General features: G+C 60.1%; 22 protein-coding genes and 1 tRNA gene. 18 read left to right on the forward strand and 5 right to left on the reverse strand.

Annotated elements, in window-relative coordinates; translation table 11 throughout:
• Positions 1 to 44: 44 nt before the first annotated feature.
• From M2397_RS20625 to M2397_RS20635, 3 genes are all read left to right on the forward strand, one after another.
• A complete protein-coding gene (locus M2397_RS20625; protein ID WP_145336836.1) occupies positions 45 to 1,316 on the forward strand; it encodes a YeaH/YhbH family protein in 1,272 nt (423 codons plus the stop codon).
• Entirely contained in the window at positions 1,313 to 2,878 is a 1,566-nt protein-coding gene (locus tag M2397_RS20630; RefSeq protein ID WP_145336837.1) for a SpoVR family protein, read from the forward strand. The genes M2397_RS20625 and M2397_RS20630 overlap by 4 nt, the downstream gene beginning before the upstream one ends.
• Positions 2,879 to 2,941: 63 nt before the next feature.
• Complete coding sequence (locus M2397_RS20635; RefSeq protein ID WP_131699120.1) at positions 2,942 to 4,174, forward strand: multifunctional CCA addition/repair protein; 1,233 nt, start codon at positions 2,942 to 2,944, stop codon at positions 4,172 to 4,174.
• A 71-nt stretch (positions 4,175 to 4,245) separates the two neighbouring features.
• On the opposite strand, the gene folK is transcribed toward M2397_RS20635, so the two are convergent.
• Together folK and folB are read right to left on the reverse strand one after the other, a co-directional pair.
• Positions 4,246 to 4,764: a 2-amino-4-hydroxy-6-hydroxymethyldihydropteridine diphosphokinase gene (gene folK / locus M2397_RS20640; RefSeq protein ID WP_131699119.1), complete on the reverse strand. Its 519-nt coding sequence runs from the start codon at positions 4,762 to 4,764 to the stop codon at positions 4,246 to 4,248.
• A complete protein-coding gene (folB, locus tag M2397_RS20645; protein WP_015886183.1) occupies positions 4,755 to 5,108 on the reverse strand; it encodes a dihydroneopterin aldolase in 354 nt (117 codons plus the stop codon). The genes folK and folB overlap by 10 nt, the downstream gene beginning before the upstream one ends.
• Positions 5,109 to 5,180: 72 nt before the next feature.
• Here folB and plsY point away from each other — a divergent pair, with 72 nt between their 5' ends.
• The gene (gene plsY, locus M2397_RS20650; RefSeq protein WP_053131126.1) at positions 5,181 to 5,750 is read left to right on the forward strand and encodes a glycerol-3-phosphate 1-O-acyltransferase PlsY; all 570 of its coding nucleotides are present in this window, start codon (positions 5,181 to 5,183) and stop codon (positions 5,748 to 5,750) included.
• Positions 5,751 to 5,783: 33 nt separating this feature from the next.
• Here the strand turns inward: plsY and tsaD are convergent, their stop codons facing one another.
• The gene (gene tsaD, locus M2397_RS20655) at positions 5,784 to 6,809 is read right to left on the reverse strand and encodes a tRNA (adenosine(37)-N6)-threonylcarbamoyltransferase complex transferase subunit TsaD (protein ID WP_131699118.1); all 1,026 of its coding nucleotides are present in this window, start codon (positions 6,807 to 6,809) and stop codon (positions 5,784 to 5,786) included.
• Between the two features lie 203 nt (positions 6,810 to 7,012).
• On the opposite strand from tsaD, the gene rpsU reads away from it, so the two are divergent.
• The 14 genes from rpsU (at position 7,013) to pqqE (ending at position 24,595) form a co-directional block, all read left to right on the forward strand.
• Entirely contained in the window at positions 7,013 to 7,228 is a 216-nt protein-coding gene (rpsU, locus tag M2397_RS20660) for a 30S ribosomal protein S21 (protein ID WP_002551877.1), read from the forward strand.
• A 444-nt stretch (positions 7,229 to 7,672) separates the two neighbouring features.
• Positions 7,673 to 9,643, forward strand: coding sequence for a DNA primase (dnaG, locus tag M2397_RS20665; RefSeq protein WP_259244324.1), 1,971 nt, complete (start codon positions 7,673 to 7,675; stop codon positions 9,641 to 9,643).
• Positions 9,644 to 9,710: 67 nt separating this feature from the next.
• On the forward strand, positions 9,711 to 11,561 hold the full coding sequence (gene rpoD / locus M2397_RS20670) for an RNA polymerase sigma factor RpoD (protein WP_065925398.1): 1,851 nt from the start codon (positions 9,711 to 9,713) through the stop codon (positions 11,559 to 11,561).
• A 121-nt stretch (positions 11,562 to 11,682) separates the two neighbouring features.
• Positions 11,683 to 15,426 (forward strand): EAL domain-containing protein, encoded by a 3,744-nt coding sequence (locus M2397_RS20675; RefSeq protein ID WP_259244325.1) that lies wholly within the window; start codon positions 11,683 to 11,685, stop codon positions 15,424 to 15,426.
• 16 nt (positions 15,427 to 15,442) lie between these two features.
• Positions 15,443 to 15,519, forward strand: a tRNA-Ile gene (locus M2397_RS20680).
• An 84-nt stretch (positions 15,520 to 15,603) separates the two neighbouring features.
• Positions 15,604 to 16,050: an Lrp/AsnC family transcriptional regulator gene (locus tag M2397_RS20685; protein ID WP_259244326.1), complete on the forward strand. Its 447-nt coding sequence runs from the start codon at positions 15,604 to 15,606 to the stop codon at positions 16,048 to 16,050.
• 168 nt (positions 16,051 to 16,218) lie between these two features.
• Positions 16,219 to 17,901 carry an NAD(P)/FAD-dependent oxidoreductase gene (locus tag M2397_RS20690; RefSeq protein WP_145336948.1) on the forward strand — a complete coding sequence of 561 codons (1,683 nt, stop codon included), beginning with the start codon at positions 16,219 to 16,221 and terminating at the stop codon, positions 17,899 to 17,901.
• 10 nt (positions 17,902 to 17,911) lie between these two features.
• On the forward strand, positions 17,912 to 18,706 hold the full coding sequence (locus M2397_RS20695) for a carbon-nitrogen hydrolase family protein (RefSeq protein WP_167656248.1): 795 nt from the start codon (positions 17,912 to 17,914) through the stop codon (positions 18,704 to 18,706).
• Positions 18,707 to 18,754: 48 nt separating this feature from the next.
• Positions 18,755 to 21,124 carry a pyrroloquinoline quinone biosynthesis protein PqqF gene (gene pqqF, locus M2397_RS20700; protein ID WP_259244327.1) on the forward strand — a complete coding sequence of 790 codons (2,370 nt, stop codon included), beginning with the start codon at positions 18,755 to 18,757 and terminating at the stop codon, positions 21,122 to 21,124.
• A gap of 159 nt (positions 21,125 to 21,283) precedes the next feature.
• Entirely contained in the window at positions 21,284 to 21,358 is a 75-nt protein-coding gene (gene pqqA / locus M2397_RS20705; protein ID WP_003194766.1) for a pyrroloquinoline quinone precursor peptide PqqA, read from the forward strand.
• Between the two features lie 71 nt (positions 21,359 to 21,429).
• Positions 21,430 to 22,341: a pyrroloquinoline quinone biosynthesis protein PqqB gene (gene pqqB / locus M2397_RS20710; protein WP_032883902.1), complete on the forward strand. Its 912-nt coding sequence runs from the start codon at positions 21,430 to 21,432 to the stop codon at positions 22,339 to 22,341.
• 106 nt (positions 22,342 to 22,447) lie between these two features.
• Entirely contained in the window at positions 22,448 to 23,200 is a 753-nt protein-coding gene (pqqC, locus tag M2397_RS20715; RefSeq protein ID WP_131699111.1) for a pyrroloquinoline-quinone synthase PqqC, read from the forward strand.
• Positions 23,197 to 23,472 (forward strand): pyrroloquinoline quinone biosynthesis peptide chaperone PqqD, encoded by a 276-nt coding sequence (gene pqqD / locus M2397_RS20720; RefSeq protein ID WP_027605935.1) that lies wholly within the window; start codon positions 23,197 to 23,199, stop codon positions 23,470 to 23,472. The genes pqqC and pqqD overlap by 4 nt, the downstream gene beginning before the upstream one ends.
• On the forward strand, positions 23,465 to 24,595 hold the full coding sequence (gene pqqE / locus M2397_RS20725) for a pyrroloquinoline quinone biosynthesis protein PqqE (RefSeq protein WP_065938222.1): 1,131 nt from the start codon (positions 23,465 to 23,467) through the stop codon (positions 24,593 to 24,595). Before pqqD ends, pqqE begins: the two co-directional genes overlap by 8 nt.
• Before the next feature lie 5 nt (positions 24,596 to 24,600).
• On the opposite strand, the gene M2397_RS20730 is transcribed toward pqqE, so the two are convergent.
• On the reverse strand, positions 24,601 to 24,759 hold the full coding sequence (locus tag M2397_RS20730; protein WP_010207008.1) for a YqaE/Pmp3 family membrane protein: 159 nt from the start codon (positions 24,757 to 24,759) through the stop codon (positions 24,601 to 24,603).
• A 181-nt stretch (positions 24,760 to 24,940) separates the two neighbouring features.
• The gene (locus M2397_RS20735) at positions 24,941 to 26,209 is read right to left on the reverse strand and encodes an aspartate aminotransferase family protein (protein ID WP_259244328.1); all 1,269 of its coding nucleotides are present in this window, start codon (positions 26,207 to 26,209) and stop codon (positions 24,941 to 24,943) included.
• Between the last annotated feature and the right edge of the window lie 149 nt (positions 26,210 to 26,358).

Genomic DNA, 26,358 nt, shown 5'->3' on the forward strand with positions numbered 1-26,358 from the left:
CGCCGCTTGAAGCTTGTAACGTGAAGCTGCCCGGAGGGCTCCTCATGAGCTATGTGATCGACCGACGCCTCAATGGCAAGAACAAGAGCACGGTAAACCGCCAGCGTTTCCTGCGGCGTTACCGTGACCACATCAAAAAGGCCGTTGAAGAGGCCGTCAGCCGCCGCTCCATTACAGACATGGAGCATGGCGAACAAATCAGCATTCCCGGACGCGACATCGACGAACCGGTGCTGCACCACGGCCGGGGCGGCAAACAGACTGTCGTGCACCCCGGCAACAAGGAATTCACCACCGGCGAGCATATCCAGCGCCCGCAGGGCGGCGGCGGTGGCAAAGGCCCGGGCAAGGCCGGTAACTCCGGCGAGGGCATGGACGAATTCGTGTTCCAGATCACCCAGGAAGAGTTCCTCGAATTCATGTTCGAGGACCTGGAGTTGCCCAACCTGGTCAAGCGGAACCTGACCGGCACCGATACTTTCAAGACCGTACGGGCGGGGATCAGCAACGAAGGCAACCCCTCTCGAATCAACATCATCCGCACGCTGCGCTCGGCCCATGCGCGGCGTATCGCCCTGTCGGGCAGCAGCCGTGCCAAATTGAGGACGGCGAAGGAAGAGTTGGAGCGTTTGAAGCGCGAAGAGCCGGATAACTTCGGCGATATCCAGGAAATCGAGGCAGAAATAGAGAAACTCAGCGCGCGCATCCACCGCGTGCCGTTCCTCGATACTTTCGACTTGAAGTACAACCTGCTGGTCAAGCAGCCTAATCCCAGCTCCAAGGCGGTAATGTTCTGCCTGATGGACGTGTCCGGTTCCATGACCCAAGCCACCAAGGACATCGCCAAGCGATTTTTCATCCTGCTGTACCTGTTCCTGAAGCGGAACTACGACAAGATAGACGTGGTATTCATCCGCCATCACACCAGTGCCAGGGAAGTCGACGAAGAAGAGTTCTTCTACTCGCGGGAAACCGGTGGCACCATCGTCTCCAGCGCCTTGAAGCTAATGCAGGAAATCATGGCCGAACGCTACCCGGCCAACGAGTGGAATATCTACGCAGCCCAGGCCTCTGACGGCGACAACTGGAACGACGATTCGCCGATCTGCCGCGATATCCTGATCAACCAGATCATGCCGTTTGTGCAGTACTACACTTACGTTGAAATCACCCCCCGTGAGCACCAGGCCCTGTGGTTCGAATACGAGCGCATCGGCGAAGCCTTTGCCGACACGTTCGCCCAGCAGCAACTGGTCTCGGCCGGCGATATCTATCCGGTCTTCCGTGAACTCTTCCAGCGCAGGTTAGTGACATGACCGCCAAAAAAGAGACTAAGCGCCAACCCATTTCCACCGGCTCCGAGTGGACCTTTGAACTGATCCAGGCTTATGACCGGGAAATCAGCCGCATCGCGGCAGGTTATGCCCTGGACACCTACCCCAACCAGATCGAAGTGATCACGGCCGAACAAATGATGGATGCCTACGCCTCCGTCGGCATGCCCTTGGGTTACCACCATTGGTCCTACGGCAAACATTTCCTTAGCACCGAGAAGTCCTACACTCGGGGCCAGATGGGCCTGGCCTACGAGATTGTGATCAACTCCGACCCGTGCATCGCCTATCTGATGGAGGAAAACACCATCTGCATGCAGGCATTGGTGGTGGCTCATGCCTGCTATGGGCACAACAGCTTCTTCAAAGGCAACTACCTGTTCCGAACCTGGACAGACGCCAGCTCGATCATCGATTACCTGGTGTTCGCCAAGCAGTACATCATGCAGTGCGAGGAGCGCCACGGTATCGACGCCGTGGAAGACTTACTCGACTCCTGCCACGCCCTGATGAACTATGGCGTCGACCGGTACAAACGCCCGTACCCTATTTCTGCCGAAGAAGAACGCCTGCGCCAGAAGGAGCGCGAAGAGCACCTGCAGAAGCAGATCAACGACCTGTGGCGCACCATTCCCAAACGCGCCGGCAAGAACAGCGACAAGGACAACGCGCGCTTCCCCTCCGAACCCCAGGAAAACATCCTGTACTTCCTGGAAAAGCACGCACCGCTGCTGGAGCCGTGGCAACGGGAAATCGTGCGCATTGTGCGCAAGATCGCCCAGTACTTTTACCCACAGCGCCAGACCCAGGTGATGAACGAAGGTTGGGCGACGTTCTGGCACTACACGCTGATGAACGACCTGTACGACGAAGGCCTGGTCACCGACGGTTTCATGATGGAGTTCCTGACGTCCCACACCAGCGTGGTGTTCCAACCCGGCTTCGACAGCCCGTATTACAGCGGGATAAACCCTTACGCGCTGGGTTTTGCCATGTACCGCGATATCCGGCGCATGTGCGAACACCCCACCGATGAGGACCGCCGCTGGTTCCCGGAAATCGCCGGCAGCGATTGGCTGTCGACGATCAAGTTCGCCATGAGCAGTTTCAAGGATGAGAGCTTTATCCTGCAGTACCTCTCACCCCAGGTTATTCGGGATCTCAAGCTGTTCAGTATTCTCGATGATGACCTCAAGGACGACCTGGTTGTACCGGCCATCCATGATGAGCCCGGCTACCGCATCATTCGTGAGACGTTGGCCGCGCAGTACAACCTGGGCAACCGTGAGCCCAATGTGCAGATCTACAGCATCGATGTGCGCGGCGACCGCTCGCTGACCCTGCGCCACCAGCAGCACGACCGTAAACCCCTGGGGGAATCCACCGAGGAAGTGCTCAAGCACCTGCATCGGCTATGGGGCTTCGACATCCATCTGGAAACCCTGCAGGGCGACCAAGTGATGAAGACCCACCATGTGCCACCGCGCAACGATCATAACGACAACGACTACGGCCGCCTGGACCTGGCTGTCGTTCATCTCTGAAACAGCAAAGCCTCCATTGGTCAGGTACAGGCGGTATCCTGTGCCGCTAATGGAGGCTTTTTCATGAAAATCTACAAAGTCGGCGGCGCCGTGCGTGACCGCTTGCTGGGCATCAAGGTCACTGATATCGACCGCGTGGTTGTCGGCGCCACTACCGAGCAGATGCTTGCCAAGGGCTTCAAACCGGTCGGCGCTGACTTCCCGGTGTTCCTGGACCCGAAGAACGGCGACGAATATGCCCTGGCCCGCACCGAGCGCAAAAGTGGTCGGGGTTATGGCGGGTTTGTATTTCACGCCAGCCCCGAGGTTACGCTGGAAGAAGACCTGATCCGTCGTGATCTGACCATCAACGCGATGGCCGAAGACGACGATGGCAATCTGACCGATCCTTACAATGGTCAGCGCGATCTCAAAGCACGCACTCTTCGTCACGTTTCCCCCGCGTTCGCCGAAGATCCCCTGCGAGTTCTCCGTGTTGCGCGCTTTTCTGCACGCTATGCGCACCTGGGTTTTACAGTGGCACCGGAAACGCTGGAGCTGATGCGGCAACTCGGCGAGTCCGGCGAATTGGAAGCCCTGACACCGGAGCGCAGCTGGAAAGAAATCTCCCGGGCGCTGATGGAAGATCAGCCCCAGGTGTTTATCCAGGTACTTCGGGACTGTAATGCGCTGAAGATCTTGATGCCGGAAGTGGACGCACTCTTTGGTGTGCCACAACCCGAGGCCCATCACCCCGAGATAGATACTGGCGTGCACACCTTGAGCGTGCTGGAACAAGCTGCCTTGCACAAACAGCCACTGACCGTGCGCTGGGCCTGCCTGCTGCACGACCTGGGCAAGGGCCTGACGCCTGTGGATAAGTTACCGCAGCACATTGCTCATGAGCATCGAGGCTTGAAGCTGATCAAGGCCGTCAATGAACGCTTCAAGGTGCCGAGGGATTGCCAGGAATTAGCGCTGTTGGCGGGCCAGTATCACACCCACGGTCATCGTGCGCTGGAGCTGAAAGCCTCGACGCTGCTGGAGTTGCTGCAAAGTTTTGACGTATACCGCAGGCCACAGCGCTTTGAGGAGTTTGTGGTCGCCTGCGAAATGGATGCCCGGGGCCGCAAGGGGCTGGAGCAAAGAAGTTATCCACAGGCGGATTACTTGCGCGGCGCGGCGAAGGCAGCGCGCGAGGTTGCCGTTGCGCCACTGCTCGAGAAAGGCTTCAAAGGCCCGGAGTTGGGCGAGGCACTCAAGCGCGAACGGCTCAATGCACTTAAAGCCTACAAGGAACAACACAAACCCTTGTAGGAGCCGAGCTTGCTCGCGAAGAGCGTCAACGATAACGCAGCGCTCTCAGTTTTTCGCGAGCAAGCGCGCCCCTACAAGAGCGAGTCCGGGGTGAGTAGCTGGCCCTGCCATTCAAACCCGACAGGCGCCAGCACCTGATCAATCTGAGCATCACGCCACAGCGCAGCCATCGTCTTGCCCGCTTCGGGGTGCAAGCGATCCGGTGCCATCATCGACAACGGCCACAACACAAAGGCATTTTTCAGGATCTCTGCCCGCGGCAGGATCAAACCATCGAAGTTGCCCACCAACTCGCCGTAAAGCAGCACGTCGATATCCAGCGGCAAGCCTTTGCGGTCCGGCGCATAGCGACCGTTTTCGGCCTCGATGAATTTCAACCGGCGATCCAACTCCATCAATGGCAGGTCGGTATAGGCCGACACCACCAGATTGAAGAACGGCCCGCTTTTGATGCCCACCGGTTGGCTTTCGAACACCGCCGAGCAGCGCATATCCGTCAGAAAACTCGCCAACGCGTCGAGCCCGGCGCACAGATGGAGCTCGCGCTCGATATTGCTACCGAGGCCAAGGTAAACCTGAGTCAGCGACATCCGCGCTCAATCTCCACGCCCACACCCTTGGCAGCCGGCACTGCGCCGGGCTTGGTCAGTTTGAGGTGCAGCCAGGGAATCTGGAACTCGCTCATCAGCACTTCGGCCAGGCGCTCGGCAAAGGTCTCCACCAGTTGGTACTGGGACTGCTCGGCAAAGGCCTGGATACGCGCGGACACGCTGGCGTAATCCAGCGCCAGGGTCAGGTCGTCGCCGGCCGCAGCCGGGCGGTTATCCCACGCGAAGCTCAGGTCCAGGCGCAGGCATTGGCGGATCCCGCGCTCCCAGTCGTAGGCCCCGATCACGGTGTCGACTTCCAGGCCTTCGATAAACACTCTGTCCAAGCTCTTCTCCGCAGCACGACAAGGGCGCGATGCCCCGTTAGAATCAGGGCGTCCTCGCCCGGAATAGTTAGCATGTTTTGGTCACTGGCGATTCTCGCCTACCTGCTCGGCTCGCTGTCCTTCGCCATTTTGCTCAGCCGCCTGACGGGAAATCCCGACCCGCGAATGAGTGGCTCTGGCAATGCCGGCGCCACCAATATGTTGCGCCTGGCCGGCAAGAAGCTCGCCGTACTGACGCTGCTGGGTGACGTGTGCAAGGGCCTGTTGCCCGTACTGATCGCCAACCTCGCCGGCCTTACCCTGCAACAGCAGGCCTGGGTGGGCGTGTGCGCCGTCCTCGGCCATCTGTTTCCCCTGTACTTCCGCTTTCGCGGCGGCAAAGGTGTCGCCACGGCAGCCGGCATGCTGCTGGGGATCTACCCGCCGGCGGCGTTGCTCGCCGTACTCGCCTGGCTATTGACGTTCTACCTGACCCGCACCAGCTCGCTGGCTGCGCTGATCGCCACACCGCTCACCCTGCCGTTGCTCGCCTGGCAGGAACCGGCGGCGCTGCTGCCGATGAGCGTGCTGACACTGCTGATCGTCTGGCGACACCGGGGCAATTTACGCGACCTGTTTGCCGGGCGCGAACGGCATTTTTAAATACCGTCAATGAGCACGGCTCACGTTGCGTATTTACAAGGGCGGCAACTGCTCCATCGGCCAGCGCGCCTGCACGCTGATCGCCAGGCTTTCGTGCTGCCCGGCCTGCAGGCGCTGACACCCGGCATAGGCGATCATCGCGCCATTGTCGGTGCAGAACTCAGGGCGGGCGTAGAACACATCTCCCTTCATATCACCGAGCATCTTTTCCAATGAGCTGCGCAACGCCTTGTTGGCGCTGACGCCACCAGCGATCACCAGGCGCTTCATGCCTGCCTGTTTCAGGGCGCGTTTGCACTTGATGGTCAAAGTCTCCACCACGGCCTGCTGGAACGCCAGCGCGATGTCGCAACGGGCTTGCTCACTGTCGTCCCCGGCGCTGACGCTGTGCTGCCAGGTATTCAGCGCGGAGGTTTTCAAGCCGCTGAAGCTGAACATCAGGCCAGGGCGATCGCACATCGGGCGCGGGAAGGTGTAGCGGCCGATAACGCCTTTTTCGGCGAGGCGGGCGATTTCCGGGCCGCCCGGATAATTGAGGCCCATCATCTTCGCAGTCTTATCGAAAGCTTCGCCGGCGGCGTCGTCCAAGGACTCGCCCAAAAGCGTGTATTGACCGATTCCGTCGACCTGAACCAGCTGCGTATGCCCGCCCGAAACCAACAAAGCGACGAACGGGAACTGCGGCGGGTTTTCTTCCAGCATCGGCGCCAGTAAATGGCCTTCCATATGGTGCACGCCGAGGGCCGGAATACCCCAGGCAAAAGCCAGCGCCTGGGCGCAAGAGGCGCCAACCAGAAGGGCTCCGACCAATCCGGGGCCCGCCGTATAGGCAATCGCATCGATCTCGGTCGGCACGCAACCGGCCTCGTCCAACACCTGGCGAATCAACGGCAGCATACGTTTGACGTGATCACGACTGGCCAGCTCCGGCACAACGCCGCCATAGGCCCGATGCAAGTCGATCTGACTGAACAGTGCATCGGCCAAAAGCCCGCGTTCACTGTCGTAAAGTGCGACACCGGTTTCGTCGCAGGAGGTTTCAAGTCCCAGTACTAGCATGGGTTTGCGCCTTGTAGAGGCTGAATTCGAAGCCGCGCATAATAGTCGCCACTCCCCCTCCCGACTAGCGGTTTTCGATCAGAGGCTTTGCATTCCTGCCAATGAGGGGTTAACATCCGCAACCCTTAAAAACCGACGACCTCAGCCGCGAATTTTTTGCGACGAGAACGTTGATTCCCGGTAATGAAAGAAGGTAGCTCTGGATGCCAGCCGTCAAAGTAAAAGAGAACGAACCCTTCGACGTAGCTCTGCGTCGTTTCAAGCGCTCCTGCGAAAAAGCCGGTGTTCTGGCTGAAGTTCGTAGCCGCGAATTTTATGAGAAGCCAACTTCTGAGCGTAAGCGTAAAGCAGCAGCCGCTGTTAAGCGTCACGCCAAGAAAGTTCAGCGCGAACAGCGCCGCGCCGTTCGTCTGTACTAATACACAGACGTTCGTAGCAAGCTTCTGCCAAGCCCGGCCCTCAGCCGGGCTGTTGGCATTTGCGGATATCGCTTGATGCTTCATCGTTGAGGCCGCACACGCGACTGATACACCTGCTTCAAACGTCAGGACTGGCTCTTTTGCCAGCGGTGCACGTCTCTTCTGACGAGCCTAACAAGGCTACTGACGAGCACACTCATTTATAAGCAGGCGATCAACTGTATCGACTGTGCCCACCGATGAGCATCCGAGGCCACCATTGGTCAACGCCGGACTCCAGGGCAACATTTCTACGCCGAAAAACTGATTGAAACTAACGTCAGTGATTGTTCGGCAGATACACTTCCTGACAGCCCAAGCAGACGATCAATGGTCGAGCCATTCGATACGTGCACTTGAGCACTTCACGGGCACTCATTTACACGCAGTGATGACGAGAACGCCATGGCCGGGCTGATTCCCCAGAGCTTTATTGACGACCTTCTGAACCGCACCGACATCGTCGATGTTGTCAGCTCACGCGTGCAATTGAAGAAAGCCGGCAAAAACTACACAGCCTGCTGCCCGTTCCACAAGGAAAAGACCCCGTCATTCAGCGTCAGCCCCGACAAGCAGTTCTATTACTGCTTCGGCTGCGGCGCAGGCGGCAACGCCCTCGGCTTCCTGATGGACCACGACAACCTGGACTTCCCCCAGGCGATCGAGGACCTGGCGAAAGCCGCCGGCATGGAAGTCCCCCGCGAAGAAAGTGGCCGCCCACATAAACCACGGCAGCCCACCGACTCGCCGCTGTACCCGCTGCTGACTGCCGCTGCCGACTTTTACCGTCAGGCACTTAAAAGCCATCCGCAGCGCAAGGCCGCCGTCGACTACCTGAAGGGGCGCGGCCTGACCGGCGAAATCGCCCGCGACTTCGGCCTCGGCTTCGCTCCACCCGGGTGGGACAATCTGTACAAACACCTGAGCAGCGACACCCTGCAGCAAAAAGCCATGATCGACGCCGGCCTCCTGATTGAGAACGCCGAGACCGGCAAGCGCTACGACCGCTTCCGCGACCGTGTGATGTTCCCGATCCGCGACAGCCGTGGCCGCATCATCGCCTTCGGCGGCCGGGTGCTGGGGGATGACAAGCCCAAGTACCTGAACTCCCCGGAAACCCCGGTATTCCACAAGGGCCAGGAACTCTACGGCCTGTTCGAAGCGCGCAAGAACAATCGAAACCTCGATGAAATCATCGTGGTTGAAGGCTATATGGACGTGATCGCCCTGGCCCAGCAAGGTCTGCGCAACGCTGTGGCCACCCTAGGTACCGCCACCAGCGAAGAACACTTGAAGCGCCTGTTTCGCGTCGTGCCCAGCGTGCTGTTCTGTTTCGACGGTGACCAGGCCGGCCGCAACGCCGCCTGGCGCGCACTCGAAGCCACGCTGCCGAGCCTGCAGGACGGGCGCCGCGCGCGCTTCCTGTTCCTGCCCGAAGGTGAAGACCCGGATACCCTGGTGCGCTCGGAAGGCACCGACGCATTCCGCGCACGCATCAATCAACACGCGCAGCCGCTGGCGGATTATTTCTTCCAGCAACTGACCGAGGAAGCCGACCCGCGCTCCCTCGAAGGCAAGGCGCATATGGCCACCCTTGCGGCGCCATTGATCGACAAGGTTCCAGGCGCGAACCTGCGCACCCTGATGCGCCAACGCCTGCTGGAAATTACAGGGCTGAGTGGCGAAGCCGTCAGCCAGCTGGTACACAGCGCACCGCAGGACGCGCCACCTGCCTACGACCCAGGCATGGATTATGACGCCATGCCGGACTATGCCGACTTCCATCAACCCCAGGATGCGTACGCGCCCCAACAGGAATGGACGCCGAAGAAACCCGGTGCCGGCGGCAAGAAATGGGATAAGAAACCCTGGAGCAAGAATGGCAAACGCGGCGACCGCGATGAGGCTTACGCCCCGCGTACGCCGGTCGCTGTAGAAGCGCCTACATTGATTGCCCTGCGCACGCTTATCCACCACCCGCAATTAGCGAGCAAGGTCGAAAGCGCTGACCATTTTGCCAACGCGAGCAATACCTACGCTCAGGTGCTCATCGCACTGATCGAGGCCGTGCAGAAAAATCCTAAGCTAAACTCCATTCAGCTGATGGCTCGCTGGCATGGCACAGAACAGGGTCGTCTGTTGAAGGCACTCGCGGAAAAGGAGTGGCTAATTGACGGCGATAACCTTGAACAACAGTTTTTAGACACCATTACTAGGTTATCCGCGGGTCAGCACACGCAGACCCTCGATGAACTCATCAAGAGAGCAAGACAGCCGGGATTATCGGCTGAAGAGCAAATTCAGATAGCAAAACAGATGCGCGACCTCTTAAAACAGAATGTTTCCGCATCAAACCCGACCTCAGCTGGCGTGTGAGGTCATAGCTCGGGTATAATCCTCGGCTTGTTTTTTGCCCGCCAAGACCTTCAGTGGATAGGGTGTTATGTCCGGAAAAGCGCAACAGCAGTCTCGTATCAAAGAGTTGATCACCCTTGGTCGTGAGCAGAAGTATCTGACTTACGCAGAGGTCAACGATCACCTGCCTGAGGATATTTCAGATCCTGAGCAGGTGGAAGACATCATCCGCATGATTAATGACATGGGGATCCCCGTACACGAGAGTGCTCCGGATGCGGACGCCCTTATGTTGGCCGACGCCGATACCGACGAGGCAGCCGCTGAAGAAGCCGCTGCCGCGTTGGCCGCGGTGGAGACCGACATCGGTCGCACGACTGACCCAGTGCGCATGTACATGCGTGAAATGGGTACCGTCGAGTTGCTGACGCGCGAAGGCGAGATCGAAATCGCCAAGCGTATCGAAGAGGGTATCCGTGAAGTGATGGGCGCAATCGCGCACTTCCCTGGCACGGTTGACCACATTCTCTCCGAGTACACTCGCGTCACCACCGAAGGTGGCCGCCTGTCCGACGTCCTGAGCGGTTATATCGACCCGGACGACGGCATCGCGCCGCCTGCTGCCGAAGTACCGCCGCCTGTCGATGCCAAAGCCGCGAAAGCGGACGATGACACCGAAGACGACGAGGCTGAAGCCAGCACCGACGACGAAGACGAAGTCGAAAGCGGCCCAGACCCGATCATTGCTGCCCAGCGTTTCGGCGCGGTTTCCGATCAAATGGAAATCACCCGCAAGGCCCTGAAAAAGCACGGTCGCTCCAACAAGCTGGCAATTGCCGAGCTGTTGGCGCTGGCTGAGCTGTTCATGCCGATCAAGCTGGTACCGAAGCAGTTCGAAGGCCTGGTGGAACGTGTTCGTAGCGCCCTTGAGCGTCTGCGTGCACAAGAGCGTGCGATCATGCAGCTCTGTGTCCGTGATGCGCGCATGCCGCGTACCGACTTCCTGCGCCAGTTCCCGGGCCACGAAGTTGACGAAAGCTGGAGCGACGCTCTGGCCAAAGGCAAGGCGAAGTACGCTGAAGCCATTGGTCGCCTGCAGCCGGACATCATCCGTTGCCAGCAGAAGCTGACCGCACTTGAGACCGAAACCGGTCTGACGATTGCCGAGATCAAGGACATCAACCGTCGCATGTCGATCGGTGAGGCCAAGGCCCGCCGCGCGAAGAAAGAGATGGTTGAAGCGAACTTGCGTCTGGTGATCTCCATCGCCAAGAAGTACACCAACCGTGGCCTGCAATTCCTCGATCTGATTCAGGAAGGCAACATCGGCTTGATGAAGGCTGTGGACAAGTTCGAATATCGTCGCGGCTACAAATTCTCGACTTATGCCACCTGGTGGATCCGTCAGGCGATCACTCGCTCGATCGCCGACCAGGCCCGCACCATCCGTATTCCGGTGCACATGATCGAGACGATCAACAAGCTCAACCGTATTTCCCGGCAGATGTTGCAGGAAATGGGTCGCGAACCGACCCCGGAAGAGCTGGGCGAACGCATGGAAATGCCTGAGGATAAAATCCGCAAGGTATTGAAGATCGCTAAAGAGCCGATCTCCATGGAAACCCCGATCGGTGATGACGAAGACTCCCACCTGGGTGACTTCATCGAAGACTCGACCATGCAGTCGCCAATCGATGTCGCCACTGTTGAGAGCCTTAAAGAAGCGACCCGCGACGTACTGTCCGGCCTCACTGCCCGTGAAGCCAAGGTACTGCGCATGCGTTTCGGCATCGACATGAATACCGACCACACCCTTGAGGAAGTCGGTAAGCAGTTTGACGTGACCCGCGAGCGGATCCGTCAGATCGAAGCCAAGGCGTTGCGCAAGTTGCGCCACCCGACGCGAAGCGAGCATCTGCGCTCCTTCCTCGACGAGTGACACCAGAACCCCCGGCCCAGGCCGGGGGTTTTGCTTTGTATCGATAAAATTCCCCGCTACGCCCCTCCCCCGCAATGCCCGTCTACACTCGAAACATTCCCCGTGCCATAACGAGACCGTTATGCCCAGATTGCCGACTGTGTTACTCCTGTCGCTGCTGACCTGGACCGCAACGGCTGACGCGTTGACTCTTAGCGATGATGAGCGCGGCTGGCTGGCGGACCATCAGGAGTTGCGCGTGGGCGTGGACGCCTCCTGGCCACCCTTCGAATACCGTGATGAAGATGGCCGCTACCAAGGCTTGGCGGCGGATTACGTTCGCCTGATCCAGGAACGCCTGGGTGCCAGGATCAAACTGATCGAGCCGGTCAATTGGAGTGCCTTGCTGGAGCAGGCACGCCACAACCAACTCGACCTGCTGCCGGGCATCATGTCTACCCCCGAGCGCCAGGGCTTTATGGCATTCACACGGCCTTACCTGGACTTCCCCATTGTCATCCTTGCCCATGAAGGCGGCGCCCGACCACGCAACCTCAATGACCTTTATGGGTTGAAGATTGCCGTGGTGGAAAATTATGCGCCCCATGAACTGCTACGCACCCACCATCCAGATCTCAACCTGGTGGCCATGCCAAATGTCAGTTCGACGCTGCAGGCCTTGGCCACCGACGAAGTCGACGCCGTGGTAGGCGACCTCGCATCGAGCGTCTGGAGCCTGCGCCAGCTCAAGCTTGATGGCCTGTACGTAAGTGGCGAAACGCCGTACCGCTATCAATTGGCGATGGGGGTACCACGCGACAACAAAATACTGGTGGGCATTCTGGACAAGGTTCTGGCTGACCTCAGCCCGGCCGAAACCGAAGCCATCCAGCAACGCTGGGTGGGCAGCCTCACCGACCACCGTACGTTCTGGACCGACCTGCTGATGTACGGCTTGCCCGCTGTGCTGTTGTTGAGCACCGTATTGGCCATCGTCATTCGGATCAATCGCCGGCTCAGCTCGGAAATTTCCCGCCGTGTCGCCCTTGAACAGGAACTGCGCAGCAGCGAATACCACTATCGCGGCCTGGTGGAGAGCCTGTCCGCCATCGCCTGGGAAGCCAGCGTTACCGATTTCACCTACAGCTATGTATCACCTCATGCAGAGGAACTACTCGGCTATCCACGCGCCCACTGGCTGATTCCAGGCTTCTGGCGCAACATCATTCACCCCGCCGACCTGCTCCGTGCAGAAACGTACTGCTACCGCGAAACCCGTGCCAACCGCGATCACAGCGTTGATTATCGCGTGATCACCGCCGACGGCCGCTGTCTGTGGGTGCGTGACATTGTCAGCCTGATCGAGCACGGCCATGAGCCGGTGCTGCGGGGCTTGATGATCGACATCAGCGAAGCCAAACGCACTGAAGAGGCGCTGCAGCTTTCCGAGCAAAAGTTTGCTTCCGTGTTTCAACAATGCCCGGACATCCTGGTGATCGCACGGCTGTCCGATGGCTGCCTGCTGGAGGTCAATAAAGCGTTTGAGGATCAAGTAGGCCTGAAGGCCGCAGACGTGATCGGAAAAACCGCCACCGCCCTGAATATCTGGGACATCCCAGGCATTGGCCCGGACCTGTTGCAACGGGTGCAGACCACCAGCATTCGCAACCTGGAAATGCCTTTTCTGCGCAGCAACGGCCAGGCCTTTACCGGGCTGGTTTCCGCCGAGCCGTTTCAACTCGACACCACGGAAGCCATCGTGGTGGTGGTACGTGACATCACCCAGCTCAAGGAAACCCAGCAGCAACTGCAAACCTCCGAGGAAAAATTCGCCAAGGCCTTCCATGCCTCTCCCGACGGCTTGCTGTTGAGCCGCCAGAGTGATGGCCTGCTGATTGAAGTGAACGATGGTTTCAGTCGCATCACCGGCTTCGCCAGTGCGACATCCATCGACCAATCAACCCTGGACCTGGGCATCTGGGTCGACCTCAACGAACGTAAACACATGCTGGAATTGATGCAGCGAGACGGGTTTGTGCGTGATTTCATCTGCCATATACGGCGCAGCGACGGCCAGATTCGACTGTGTGAAGTCTCCAGCCGCCCACTGCCAATCGCCGGTGAAGAGTGCATGCTCACCATCGCCCGGGACATCACCGAGCGCCAGCTGATGCAGGAAAAGCTGCAACAGGCCGCGACAGTATTCGAGAGTACCGCCGAGGGCGTATTGATCACCGATATCCGCCAGAACATCAGCGCCGTCAACCGCGCCTTCAGCGAAATCACCGGCTACAGCGAAACCGAAGCCCTTGGCCAGACACCGCGCCTGCTCGCCTCCGGCCTGCATGACAGCGCCTTCTACGCCGCAATGTGGCACCAGCTGACGGCCCAAGGTCATTGGCAGGGCGAGATCTCCAACCGCCGCAAGAACGGCGAGTTGTACCCCAGTTGGCTGACCATCAGCGCCGTGCGCAACCGCGATCAGTTGATCACGCATTTTGTCGCGGTGTTTGCCGACATCTCCAGCCTCAAGCTGGCCCAGGCGCGCCTCGACTATCAGGCGCACCACGACCCACTGACCGGCCTGCCGAACCGCACGCTGTTTGAAAGTCGGTTGCAGGCGGCCCTCAACGGCCATCAGGAAACCGGTAAACAAGGCGCGGTGCTGTTTCTCGACCTGGACCGCTTCAAACACATCAACGACAGCCTCGGCCACCCGATCGGCGACCTGCTGCTCAAAGACATCGCCGTACGCCTCAAGGAGCAATTGCGCGACATCGACACCGTCGCGCGCCTGGGCGGCGATGAGTTCATTATCCTGCTACCCGGCCTGCAACACGCCAGCGATGCCGAGCAACTGGCCAACAAGCTGCTGGCCTGCTTCACCCCACCGTTCCAGGCCGGCGAACACGAATTCTTCATCAGCGCCAGCATCGGCACCAGCCTGTACCCCCAGGACGGCACCGACGTCGCTACGCTGGTCAAGAACGCCGACGCCGCGATGTACCGTTCCAAGGCCAAGGGCCGTAACCGGGTCGAAAGCTACACCCGCGACCTGACAGCCCAGGCTAATGAGCGCGTGGCCCTGGAGCACGAACTGCGGCGTGCGATCGAACGTGATGAGTTGAGCCTGTATTACCAACCAAAACTGAGCCTGGTGACGCAAGAATTGATCGGCGCCGAAGCCTTGATCCGCTGGCACCACCCCACCTTTGGCGATGTCCCGCCCGAACACTTTATCGCCCTGGCCGAAGAGAACGGCACGATCCTGCAGATTGGCGACTGGGTCCTGGAGCAGGCCTGCCTGCAAATGCACGCCTGGCAGACCCGCTTTGATGACTTCGGCCCGCTATCGGTCAACCTCGCCGGCGCGCAATTGCGCCACCCTGGTTTACTGGATCGCATCGAACAGCTATTGCGCGACTACAGTCTCGAACCGGGCTGCCTGCAACTGGAGATCACTGAGAACTTCATCATGAGCCAGGCCGAAGAAGCGCTGGCAGTCCTGCACCAACTCAAACGCCTGGGCGTACAACTGGCGATCGACGATTTCGGCACCGGCTATTCGTCCCTCAGCTATCTCAAGCGCCTGCCGCTGGATTTCCTGAAGATCGACCAATCCTTCGTCCGCGGCCTACCCGACGACCCCCACGACGCCGCCATCGTGCGCGCCATCATCGCCCTGGGCCACAGCATGCAATTCACCATCATCGCAGAAGGCGTGGAGACCCCCGCGCAGCAAGCCTTCCTGGCCGCTGAAGGCTGCGAACAGATGCAGGGCTACATCGTCAGCCTGCCGCTACCGCCCGAGCTTTTTGCCGCTACCTTCCTTCGCAGGAGCATTGAGGATTTTTCGGATAGCACAGTGGAGAAACCATCGTTATAATCCGCGACCTGTTACAGGGCCTATAGCTCAGTTGGTCAGAGCAGAGGACTCATAATCCTTTGGTCCACGGTTCAAGTCCGTGTGGGCCCACCAATTCGAAAGCCGCGCATTGCGCGGCTTTTGCGTATCTGGAAGATTGTAATATGGCTCCCCTAACCGCCCATACTGGAGCCACCCTTGGCCGTCCTCGATGAAATCGATCGTCAATTGATCGCCGCCCTGCAGATCAACGCACGCGAAAGCGTGGCCATGCTTGCCCGGCAGTTAGGCATCGCGCGCACTACGGTGACGTCGCGCCTTGCGCGCCTGGAAAAAACCCAGGTGATCACCGGCTATGGTGTGCGCCTGGGCCAACGCATGGCAGATGGCGGCTTGCAGGCCTATGTGGGGATCACCGTGCAACCGCGTTCGGGCAAAGAAGTGCTGCGCAGGCTGAGCGCCATGGCTCAGGTTCAACAACTGTGCGCGGTCAGCGGCGAGTTCGATTACGTGGCCTGGTTGCGCACCGATTCGCCGGAACAGCTCGATCAACTGCTGGACCAGATTGGCGGTGTCGATGGCGTGGAGAAAACCACCACATCGATCATCCTCAGTAATAAATTGGACCGCGGACAACCAATCTGACCACTAAATTCGTCACTATGACTAAAAACAATTCATTCCGACGACACTTTGCGTCTTATTAACGAACGCAACGCTCCCTAAACTGGCTGCCATCTTTTCCTATACTCAGCGGGTCACTTCCCGCCGAGTCGTCAGCAAGGGCCCGCCATGAGCATTCCGTCCAGCACCATCAGCAAGACCAATCGCCACCCAGCAGACGGTAAAAAACCCATCACCATCTTTGGCCCGGATTTCCCGTTCGCCTTCGATGACTGGATCGAACATCCGGCTGGACTCGGCAGTATCCCCGCCGCCAACCATGGCGCTGAAGTGGCCATCGTCGGCGCCGGTATCGCCGGGCTGGTCGCCGCCTACGAATTGATGAAGCTGGGCCTCAAACCTGTGGTGTATGAAGCCTCGAAGATGGGCGGCCGTTTGCGTTCCCAGGCCTTCGAAGGCGCCGAAGGCATCATCGCCGAGTTGGGCGGGATGCGTTTTCCGGTGTCATCTACCGCGTTCTATCACTACGTCGACAAGCTGGGCCTGGAAACCAAACCCTTCCCCAACCCGCTGACGCCAGCCTCCGGCAGTACGGTGATTGATCTGGAAGGCCAGACCCACTACGCACAAAAGCTGTCCGATCTGCCTGCGCTGTTCCAGGAAGTGGCTGACGCCTGGGCCGACGCCCTGGAGGCCGGCTCGCAGTTCGGCGATATCCAGCAAGCCATCCGCGACCGTGATGTACCGCGCCTCAAAGCGCTGTGGAACAAGCTGGTGCCCTTGTGGGACGACCGCACCTTCTACGACTTCGTGGCGACCTCCAAGGCTTTCGCAAAGTTATCGTTCCACCACCGCGAGGTGTTTGGCCAGGTAGGTTTCGGCACCGGCGGCTGGGACTCGGATTTCCCCAACTCGATGCTGGAAATTTTCCGCGTGGTCATGACCAACTGCGACGATCACCAACATCTCATCGTCGGCGGCGTTGCCCAGGTGCCGATGGGCATCTGGCGCCATGTGCCGGAGCGTTGCGCCCATTGGCCGGCCGGTACCAGCCTCAGTTCCTTGCACCGCGGCGCACCACGGGCCGGGGTAAAGCGTATTGCCCATGCAGCCGATGGCCGCTTTGCCGTGACCGACAACTACGGCGATACCCGCGAATACGCAGCCGTGCTCACCACCTGCCAAAGCTGGCTGCTGACCACCCAGATCGAGTGCGATGAAACCCTGTTCTCGCAAAAGATGTGGATGGCCCTAGACCGTACGCGCTACATGCAATCGTCAAAGACCTTCGTGATGGTCGACCGCCCGTTCTGGAAAGACAAAGACCCGGAGACCGGCCGCGACCTGATGAGCATGACCCTCACCGATCGCCTCACTCGCGGCACTTACCTGTTCGACAACGGCGACGACAAACCAGGGGTGATCTGCCTGTCGTACTCGTGGATGAGCGACGCGCTGAAAATGCTCCCGCAGCCCATCGACAAGCGGGTGAAACTGGCGCTGGACGCCTTGAACAAGATCTACCCGAAAGTCGACATCAAGGCGCGCATCATCGGCGACCCGATTACCGTGTCCTGGGAAGCCGACCCGCATTTCCTCGGTGCCTTCAAAGGCGCGTTGCCGGGTCACTACCGCTACAACCAGCGCATGTATGCGCACTTCATGCAGAAGGATATGCCCGCCGAACAGCGTGGGATATTTATCGCCGGTGACGACGTTTCCTGGACCCCAGCGTGGGTGGAGGGTGCGGTACAAACCTCGCTGAACGCGGTATGGGGCGTCATGACCCACTTTGGCGGCAGCACTCACCCCGAGAACCCGGGGCCGGGTGATGTGTTCGATGAGATCGGGCCGATTGCCCTGGCTGACTAAGGAGTTGAACATGCGCGTCGCCCTGTACCAATGCCCACCGCTGCCGTTGGATGTCGCAGGTAATCTCAAGCGTCTGCACCAACTGGCGCATGAAGCGTCGGACGCCGATGTACTGGTGCTGCCGGAGATGTTCCTCACCGGTTACAACATCGGTGCTGAAGCCGTGGGTGCCTTGGCCGAAGCGCAGGATGGGGAGTCTGCGCAAGCCATTGCCGAAATCGCACAAAACGCCGGGCGGGCCATTCTGTACGGCTACCCGGAGCGGGCCGATGATGGGCAGATCTACAACGCCGTGCAGTTGATCGACGCCCACGGCCAGCGCCGGTGCAACTACCGTAAGACCCACCTGTTCGGCGATCTGGACCACTCGATGTTCAGTGCCGGCGACGATGATTTCCCGCTGGTGGAACTCAACGGATGGAAGCTGGGGTTCCTGATCTGCTATGACCTCGAGTTCCCGGAGAACACCCGACGCCTGGCCCTGGCCGGTGCCGAGCTGATCCTGGTGCCCACCGCCAATATGGTGCCGTTCGACTTTGTCGCCGACGTCACCGTGCGGGCACGGGCCTTCGAGAACCAGTGCTACGTGGCCTACGCCAATTACTGCGGGCACGAAGGCGAGATTCAGTACTGCGGGCAAAGCAGCATTGCCGCACCGGATGGCCGGCGAATCGCCCAGGCGGGCTTGGATGAAGCCTTGATTGTCGGGACCGTGGATCGGCAATCGATCCTCGACGCCCGCGCCGCCAACCATTACCTGCAAGACCGGCGTCCCGAGCTTTACGGCCCGCTGCACAAGCCCTGATTGAACGGGTTTGTTAGCATAGGCACTTGCCCCGTTCTGGAAGTGCCCATGCCCGCCCCGGCCCACCTTTATCCCGTTCATCTGACCCTGGCCAATGGCCTGCGGGTTTCCCTGCGCCATGCACCGCGCTTAAAGCGTTGCGCCGCGGCGCTGCGGGTGGCTGCCGGTAGCCACGACGTGCCGTTGGCCTGGCCGGGGCTGGCACATTTTCTTGAGCATTTGTTGTTTCTGGGAACCGAGCGCTTTCCTGCAGGCGAAGGGCTGATGGCCTACGTGCAGTGTCACGGTGGACAGGTCAACGCCAGCACTCGCGAACGCACCACAGACTTCTTCTTCGAACTACCGGTGTCGACCTTTGCCAATGGATTGGAGCGACTGGCTGACATGCTGGCGCGTCCGCGCCTGGATCTGGAAGATCAACTGCGCGAGCGCGAAGTGCTGCACGCCGAGTACGTCGCCTGGTCCCAGGATGCCAAGGCACAGCAGCAGGTGGCGCTGCTCGAAGGTTTGGCAGCGGATCATCCGCTACGCGGCTTTCACGCGGGCAACCGTGACAGCCTGCCGGTGGAGCACGAGGAATTTCAAAAAGCACTCAGGGAATTCCACGGACATTTCTATCAAAGCGGGCAGATGACCTTGAGCCTCGCCGGCCCACAGACGCTGGATGAGCTGGAAGCCCTGGCGCAACGCTTCAGCGCGCAACTGATCACTGGCCCCCTGCATCCACAGGCCTCACCACCAGCCTTGATGCAAGGCCAGGCTCGGCGTTATCAACACCTCGACAGCGGCCACCTGCACCACGTCATCACCTGTGACGCGCCCCGTGAAGCCCTGGATTTCCTCTGCACCTGGCTCAATGCCTCCGCGCCGGGCGGGCTGCTCGCCGAGTTGAAAACCCGACACCTGGCCAGCGCACTGCAGGCGTCAGTGCTGTACCACTTCGCTGGACAAGCCGTGCTGGACATCGACTTTACCCTCGATACTGAAAACGAACCGGCGACACACATTGAGGCGCTGCTGCACGACTGGCTGAGCTTTTTCGCACACAGCGACTGGACGCCACTGCGCGAAGAGTTCGCCCTGCTGAACGCTCGCCAACAACAGACCCAGGGCGCCCTGGCATTGGCCCGCAACGATCGCGAAGACCTCAGTGAACAGGGCGTCGCTGCGCTCAAGGCCCTGCTTGATTCACTGCATTTGCCGCCCGCCGAACACCGTTGGCAGCTGCCCCCGAACAACCCGTTCCTGCGCCCACCGGTCAAAGAAGAACGCGCCGGCCTGATTCGCGGCCAAACCAGCGCTCACCGAGGCTTGCGCACGTTTGCCCAGGATCGTTCACGGGGGCGAAGGGGCGTAACGGCGCTGACCTTCAGCCAAGCCTTGGCGGATGACAGCGATGAGGGCGCGCTGTACCTGCAGTGGCGCTTCGACGCGCCAGCGCCTGCTGGGCTGGAAAACACCTTGCAGCCATTGCGTGAGAACGCGCGCCAGGCGGGCGTGGAATTATCTTTCGAAACCACCGGCCATGATTGGCTGGTGAAGATGACCGGGCTGCACGAGCCCATGCCGGCCGTGCTGGAGGCGTTGGCGCAGAGCCTGCATCTGCCGCAAGATGCCGCCCCGCCAGCAACACCCATGATCGCAATCCGAGAACTGCTCAAGGCGCTCCCCACGTGCTGCGCCACCGGCACTGCCGACTCCAGCGAACAACCCGCATCCTGGGCCACTGCACGCTGGCACGGCCTGGGGCTGAATATGCCCGCCGCGTGTGAAACGTTGATAAAGGCCGCCGCCGCTCGTCTGCCTGGGCAACCTGCACACCTCGAACCGGCTCTTCAACACCTCGGCGGTCAACGTGTGTGGCATACGGTTAAAACTGACTCAACCGAAGCCGCCGTGCTGCTGTTTTGCCCGATACCCAGCCAATCCCTGGCCGATGAAGCCTCATGGCGACGGCTTGGGCACCTGCTCCAAGGGCCGTTCTACCAACGCCTGAGGGTCGAGTTGCAGTTGGGCTACGCCGTATTCAGCGGTGTCCGACAGATCAACGGGCAAACCGGCCTGCTGTTGGGTGTGCAGTCACCCAGCGTTTCGTTGGAAGGTATCGTCGATCACGTGCACACCTTCCTGGAACACCTACCGTTGTTGATCGACGGCAGCGATGACTTGGGCAATCACACCTTGGCACAGCAGTTCTGCGCCGAAACGCTACCGATCACCCAAAGTGCCGAACTGCTTTGGCACGCGTGCCTGGCGGGCCATCCGTCGGATTATCTGTGCCAGCTTCAAGCGTTGATCCAGACCCGAACGCAGGAGGACCTGCAACGAGCAGCCCAACAGCTAAAGGACGCGACTGGCGGCTGGCGCTGCATCGCCAACGGCCCACGTGTCGACGAGACCTGGCAACCCGCGAGCTGATCATTGCCAACCCTGCAACAGGCTTTTTCCACCAAGACAGCGCTAACTTGAAAAGAATTGCGTAACATTCCTACGCACACATCTGAACATCTCCGACTGGAGGTGGACTATATGTATTACTTGGTAGTAAACGTCCCATCCCTTCGTAGGAGTAAGAATATGACCTGGTCCAAACCTGCTTACACTGATCTGCGCATCGGCTTCGAAGTCACCATGTACTTCGCCAGCCGCTAAGCCGCTGGGTAATACAACGCCTCGGTTCGCCCGGGGCGTTTTTGTTTTGAGCTTTGCTTGATGGAGCGGCCATGTTTGTCCAGATTCTAGGTTCCGCCGCTGGCGGCGGCTTCCCGCAGTGGAACTGCAACTGCGTGAATTGCGCAGGTTTTCGTGACGGCAGCCTGCGGGCGCAGGCGCGGACCCAGTCATCCATCGCCATTTCCGACGATGGCGTGAACTGGGTACTGTGCAATGCCTCGCCGGATATCCGCGCGCAACTCCAGGGTTTTGCGCCGATGCAGCCTGGCCGCGCACTGCGCGACACCGGCATCAGTGCCATCATCCTGATGGACAGCCAGATCGACCACACCACCGGTTTATTGAGCCTGCGCGAAGGCTGCCCACATCAGGTGTGGTGCACCGATATGGTCCATGAAGACCTGAGTACCGGCTTCCCGCTGTTCACCATGCTCACCCACTGGAACGGCGGCCTGGCCTGGAACCGCATCGAGCTGGATGCCAGCTTCACCATCCCGGCCTGCCCCAACCTGCGCTTCACCCCACTGCCACTGCGCAGTGCCGCCCCGCCCTACTCGCCGCACCGCTTCGACCCGCACCCAGGCGATAACATCGGCCTGATCGTCGAAGACCTGCGCACCGGCGGCAAACTGTTCTACGCCCCGGGCCTGGGCAAGGTCGACGCACCGCTGCTGGAGATCATGGCCGGCAGCGATTGCCTGCTGGTGGACGGCACGATGTGGGACGACGACGAAATGCAGCGCCGTGGCGTCGGTACCCGTACCGGCCGCGAGATGGGCCACCTGGCGCAGAACGGCCCCGGCGGCATGCTCGAAGTACTGGAGCAGTTGCCCGAGCAGCGCAAGGTGCTTATCCACATCAACAACACCAACCCGATCCTCGATGAAGACTCCCCCGAGCGCGCGGAACTGGTGCGGCGCAATGTCGAAGTCGCTTACGACGGCATGAGCATCGAACTGTAGGAGCGGGCTTGCCCGCGAAAAACCCAAGGGCACCGTGCTCATTCAGAATGCCCACGTCATCGTTAACGACCTTCGCGAGCAAGCTCGCTCCTACAGGAGACCTCTTATGACTGATAGACCTATGAACACCGACGAATTTGAAAAAGCCCTGCGGGCCAAAGGCGCCTTCTACCATATTCATCACCCGTACCATGTGGCGATGTATGAAGGCCGTGCCACCCGCGAGCAGATCCAGGGCTGGGTCGCCAACCGTTTCTATTACCAAGTGAATATCCCGCTGAAAGACGCCGCAATCCTGGCCAACTGCCCGGACCGCGAGATCCGTCGCGAGTGGATCCAGCGCCTGCTCGACCACGATGGCGCACCGGGTGAAGACGGCGGTATCGAAGCCTGGTTGCGTTTGGGCCAAGCGGTCGGCCTTGACCCTGACCAGCTGCGCTCCCAGGAACTGGTGCTGCCCGGCGTGCGCTTTGCGGTAGACGCCTACGTGAACTTTGCGCGCCGCGCCAGCTGGCAGGAAGCCGCCAGCAGCTCGCTCACCGAGCTGTTCGCGCCGCAGATCCACCAGTCGCGCCTGGACAGCTGGCCGCAGCACTACCCGTGGATCGATCCCACCGGTTATGAGTATTTCCGCACCCGCCTGGGCCAGGCTCGGCGCGATGTGGAGCATGGGCTGGCAATCACCTTGCAGCACTACACCACCCGTGAAGGCCAGGAGCGCATGCTGGAAATTCTCCAGTTCAAACTCGACATCCTGTGGAGCATGCTGGATGCCATGAGCATGGCCTACGAACTGAAACGCCCGCCGTATCACAGCGTGACCGAGCAGCGGGTCTGGCACAAAGGGATCACCCTATGAGTTTTGATCGCAGCAGAAAACCGACTTGGCGCCAGGGCTACCGCTACCAATACGAACCCGCGCAAAAAGGCCACGTATTGCTCTACCCCGAAGGCATGATCAAGCTCAACGACAGCGCCGCGCTGATTGGTGGCTTGATTGACGGTGAGCGCGACGTGGCGGCGATCATTGCCGCGCTCGAAGAACAGTTCCCCGGCGTGCCTGAGTTGGGTGACGACATCGAGCAATTCATGGAGGTCGCCCGTGCTGAGCACTGGATCACCCTTGCCTGAAAAACCAGCCATCGGCCTGCCGCTATGGTTGCTCGCCGAGCTGACCTACCGCTGCCCGTTGCAATGCCCGTATTGCTCCAACCCGCTGGACTTTGCCGAGCAGGGCAAGGAGCTGAGCACCGAACAGTGGATCAAGGTGTTTCGCGAGGCCCGTGAGATGGGCGCCGCGCAATTGGGGTTTTCCGGCGGTGAGCCACTGGTACGCCAGGACCTTGCCGAACTGATCGCCGAGGCGCGCAAGCTGGGGTTCTACACCAACCTGATCACCTCGGGCATCGGCCTCACCGAGCAGAAAATCAGCGACTTCAAGAAAGCCGGCCTGGACCACATCCAGATCAGCTTTCAGGCCAGCGACGAACAGGTGAACAACCTGCTGGCCGGCTCGAAAAAAGCCTTCGCGCAAAAGCTGGAAATGGCCCGCGCAGTGAAGGCGCACGGCTACCCGATGGTGCTGAACTTCGTCACCCACCGGCACAATATCGATAAGATCGACCGCATCATCGAGCTGTGCATCGCGCTGGAGGCGGACTTTGTCGAGCTCGCCACCTGCCAGTTCTATGGCTGGGCGCAACTCAATCGCGTGGGTTTATTGCCGACGAAGGAACAGCTGGTGCGCGCCGAACGCATCACCAACGAATACCGCGCCAAGCTCGAAGCCGAAGGCCACCCGTGCAAGCTGATATTCGTCACGCCGGATTACTACGAGGAGCGCCCGAAGGCTTGTATGAACGGCTGGGGCAGTATCTTTCTGACCGTGACGCCAGACGGCACCGCCCTGCCCTGCCACGGCGCCCGACAGATGCCGGTGCAGTTTCCCAATGTGCGCGACCACAGCATGCAGCACATCTGGTACGACTCTTTCGGCTTCAACCGCTTTCGCGGCTACGACTGGATGCCCGAGCCATGCCGTTCATGCGATGAAAAGGAAAAGGACTTCGGCGGCTGCCGTTGCCAGGCCTTCATGCTCACGGGGGATGCGAGCAATGCCGACCCGGTGTGCAGCAAGTCCGAGCAGCACGGCATCATCCTCAAGGCGCGGGAAGAGGCCGAACATGCTACCCAGACCATCGAGCAACTGGCCTTTCGCAATGAGCGCAATTCACGGCTCATCGCAAAAGGCTGAGGCCATCAGCGTTTGGCGATGATGTACACGGCGTGAATGATGCCCGGGAAGTAACCGCACAAGGTCAGCAGAATATTCAGCCAGAACGCGCCGGCGAAACCCACTTGCAGGAACACACCCAGTGGCGGCAGCAGGATGGCGATGATGATACGAATGATGTCCATGGGTCAGCTCCAGAAAATCGGCTCGTGTGAGCCGTGTAGCTAATCGACCTTGGGCGTTCGTGAGGGTTCAGTGGGATCTGGCACCAGGCCATCCTTTAATGGCCAGACAAAAAAACGCCCCCAGCCGAAAAAATCAGGCTGGAGGCGCCGCGTATACCGCGAGACGGTTCAGGAATGTGGGTTAAACGGCGATGCCCTTGCGGCACTGCAACTGGGCGGTGCGCACCCGGGAAAAAGCGCGAGCCAGGCGCAGGAGCATTTCGTCGATGTTGCTTTTGCTCACCGTAAGCGCCGGGGTGAAGCGCAGGCAGTCAGGTTGCGGGGCGTTGAGGATCAGGCCTTCGTGCAGAGCGGCTTTTACCACTGCATCTGCAGAATCATCCGACAACGTCAGGCCCCACATCAGGCCGTGGCCGCGCAATGGGCCCTGATCGTAGCGGTAGCCCAGGCGGGCAAGGCCTTCGCTCAGGTAAAGGCCGGATTCACGTACGTGTTCCAGGAAGCCATGCTCCAGCACCGTATCGAGCACCGCCAGCCCGGCCGACGCCATCAGCGCGTTGCCATGATGGGTGCCTTCCAACTCACCCACTTCGAAGCAACAGGCGTTGCCGCGCGCCAGCAGGGCTGCCAACGGCACGCCTCCGCCCAGGCCTTTGCCGAGGGTGATGATGTCGGACCGCACGCCGTACTGCTGTTCGGCAAGCAAGGTGCCGCAACGACCGAGGCCGGTTTGTACCTCATCGAGGATCAGCAGGATCCCCAGTTCGCGGCACAGCCGTTCAACCCCCTTGAGGTAATGTTCCGTCGCGGGGATCACGCCGGCTTCGCTCTGGACCGGCTCCAGCAGGATGGCGACTGTCTGTGCATCGACCGCCGCATGCAGGGCCGGCAGATCGTTGAACGGCACATGGCTGAAGCCGGGCAATTGCGGTTCAAAGCGGTTTTCCAGATTGCCGGCCGACGCCGCCAGTGCGGCGAAACTGCGCCCATGGCAACCATTGCTCGCGCTGATAATGCGGTGGGCCCCGCCGCGATGCAGTTGGCCCCACTTGCGCGCCAGCTTGATCGCCGCTTCGCAGGCCTCGGCGCCACTGTTGAGCAGGTAGGCCTGGTCGCTGCCGGTACGATGGCACAGGCGGTCGACAAGATTGAGTTGAGCGCGGTTATGCAGACCCATGCCCGGATTGATCAGGGCCTGGGTCTGCTCGGCGAGGGCTTTGATCAAGACCTGCGGGCTGTGGCCGAGGCTGTTGGCGGCGTTGCCCTGGCTGAAATCCAGGTAGGCACGGTCGTCGCTGTCCCACAGCCAGGAGCCCTGGCCACGTATGAAGACCTGAGCTGGCCTCGCCACCGTGGGCATCAGCGCCTCGCTGGACAGCGTATCGGGTGAAGCCTCCAGAACCAGGTCGTCCAGGCTGGGCACGGGACGACGTATATTGAAGAGATTCACAGCTTCCCCCCGATGGCAACCGGGCCTTGGTCGGTTTCTCCTGCAATCATTGTCTGCGGGTGTGTTGCCTTGCCTATGTAAACGTCATCAACATAAACACTGTTCATTGCCCGATCCGGCCCTGTAAGCCCTGCGAATAGGCGCTAGAC

This window comes from Pseudomonas sp. BIGb0381, assembly GCF_024809815.1.
Taxonomy (GTDB): domain Bacteria; phylum Pseudomonadota; class Gammaproteobacteria; order Pseudomonadales; family Pseudomonadaceae; genus Aquipseudomonas.

What these genes read in the sequence shown, in the direction of transcription:
- pqqF (WP_259244327.1), top strand. Translation starts at nt 18,755, where the DNA reads ATGCCCGCCCCGGCCCACCTTTATCCCGTTCATCTGACCCTGGCCAAT.
- tsaD (WP_131699118.1), bottom strand. Translation starts at nt 6,809, where the DNA reads ATGCTAGTACTGGGACTTGAAACCTCCTGCGACGAAACCGGTGTCGCA.
- pqqC (WP_131699111.1), top strand. Translation starts at nt 22,448, where the DNA reads ATGACTGATAGACCTATGAACACCGACGAATTTGAAAAAGCCCTGCGG.
- M2397_RS20695 (WP_167656248.1), top strand. Translation starts at nt 17,912, where the DNA reads ATGCGCGTCGCCCTGTACCAATGCCCACCGCTGCCGTTGGATGTCGCA.
- M2397_RS20635 (WP_131699120.1), top strand. Translation starts at nt 2,942, where the DNA reads ATGAAAATCTACAAAGTCGGCGGCGCCGTGCGTGACCGCTTGCTGGGC.
- dnaG (WP_259244324.1), top strand. Translation starts at nt 7,673, where the DNA reads ATGGCCGGGCTGATTCCCCAGAGCTTTATTGACGACCTTCTGAACCGC.
- pqqD (WP_027605935.1), top strand. Translation starts at nt 23,197, where the DNA reads ATGAGTTTTGATCGCAGCAGAAAACCGACTTGGCGCCAGGGCTACCGC.
- M2397_RS20675 (WP_259244325.1), top strand. Translation starts at nt 11,683, where the DNA reads ATGCCCAGATTGCCGACTGTGTTACTCCTGTCGCTGCTGACCTGGACC.
- plsY (WP_053131126.1), top strand. Translation starts at nt 5,181, where the DNA reads ATGTTTTGGTCACTGGCGATTCTCGCCTACCTGCTCGGCTCGCTGTCC.
- rpsU (WP_002551877.1), top strand. Translation starts at nt 7,013, where the DNA reads ATGCCAGCCGTCAAAGTAAAAGAGAACGAACCCTTCGACGTAGCTCTG.
- pqqB (WP_032883902.1), top strand. Translation starts at nt 21,430, where the DNA reads ATGTTTGTCCAGATTCTAGGTTCCGCCGCTGGCGGCGGCTTCCCGCAG.
- folK (WP_131699119.1), bottom strand. Translation starts at nt 4,764, where the DNA reads ATGTCGCTGACTCAGGTTTACCTTGGCCTCGGTAGCAATATCGAGCGC.
- rpoD (WP_065925398.1), top strand. Translation starts at nt 9,711, where the DNA reads ATGTCCGGAAAAGCGCAACAGCAGTCTCGTATCAAAGAGTTGATCACC.
- M2397_RS20630 (WP_145336837.1), top strand. Translation starts at nt 1,313, where the DNA reads ATGACCGCCAAAAAAGAGACTAAGCGCCAACCCATTTCCACCGGCTCC.
- M2397_RS20625 (WP_145336836.1), top strand. Translation starts at nt 45, where the DNA reads ATGAGCTATGTGATCGACCGACGCCTCAATGGCAAGAACAAGAGCACG.
- M2397_RS20730 (WP_010207008.1), bottom strand. Translation starts at nt 24,759, where the DNA reads ATGGACATCATTCGTATCATCATCGCCATCCTGCTGCCGCCACTGGGT.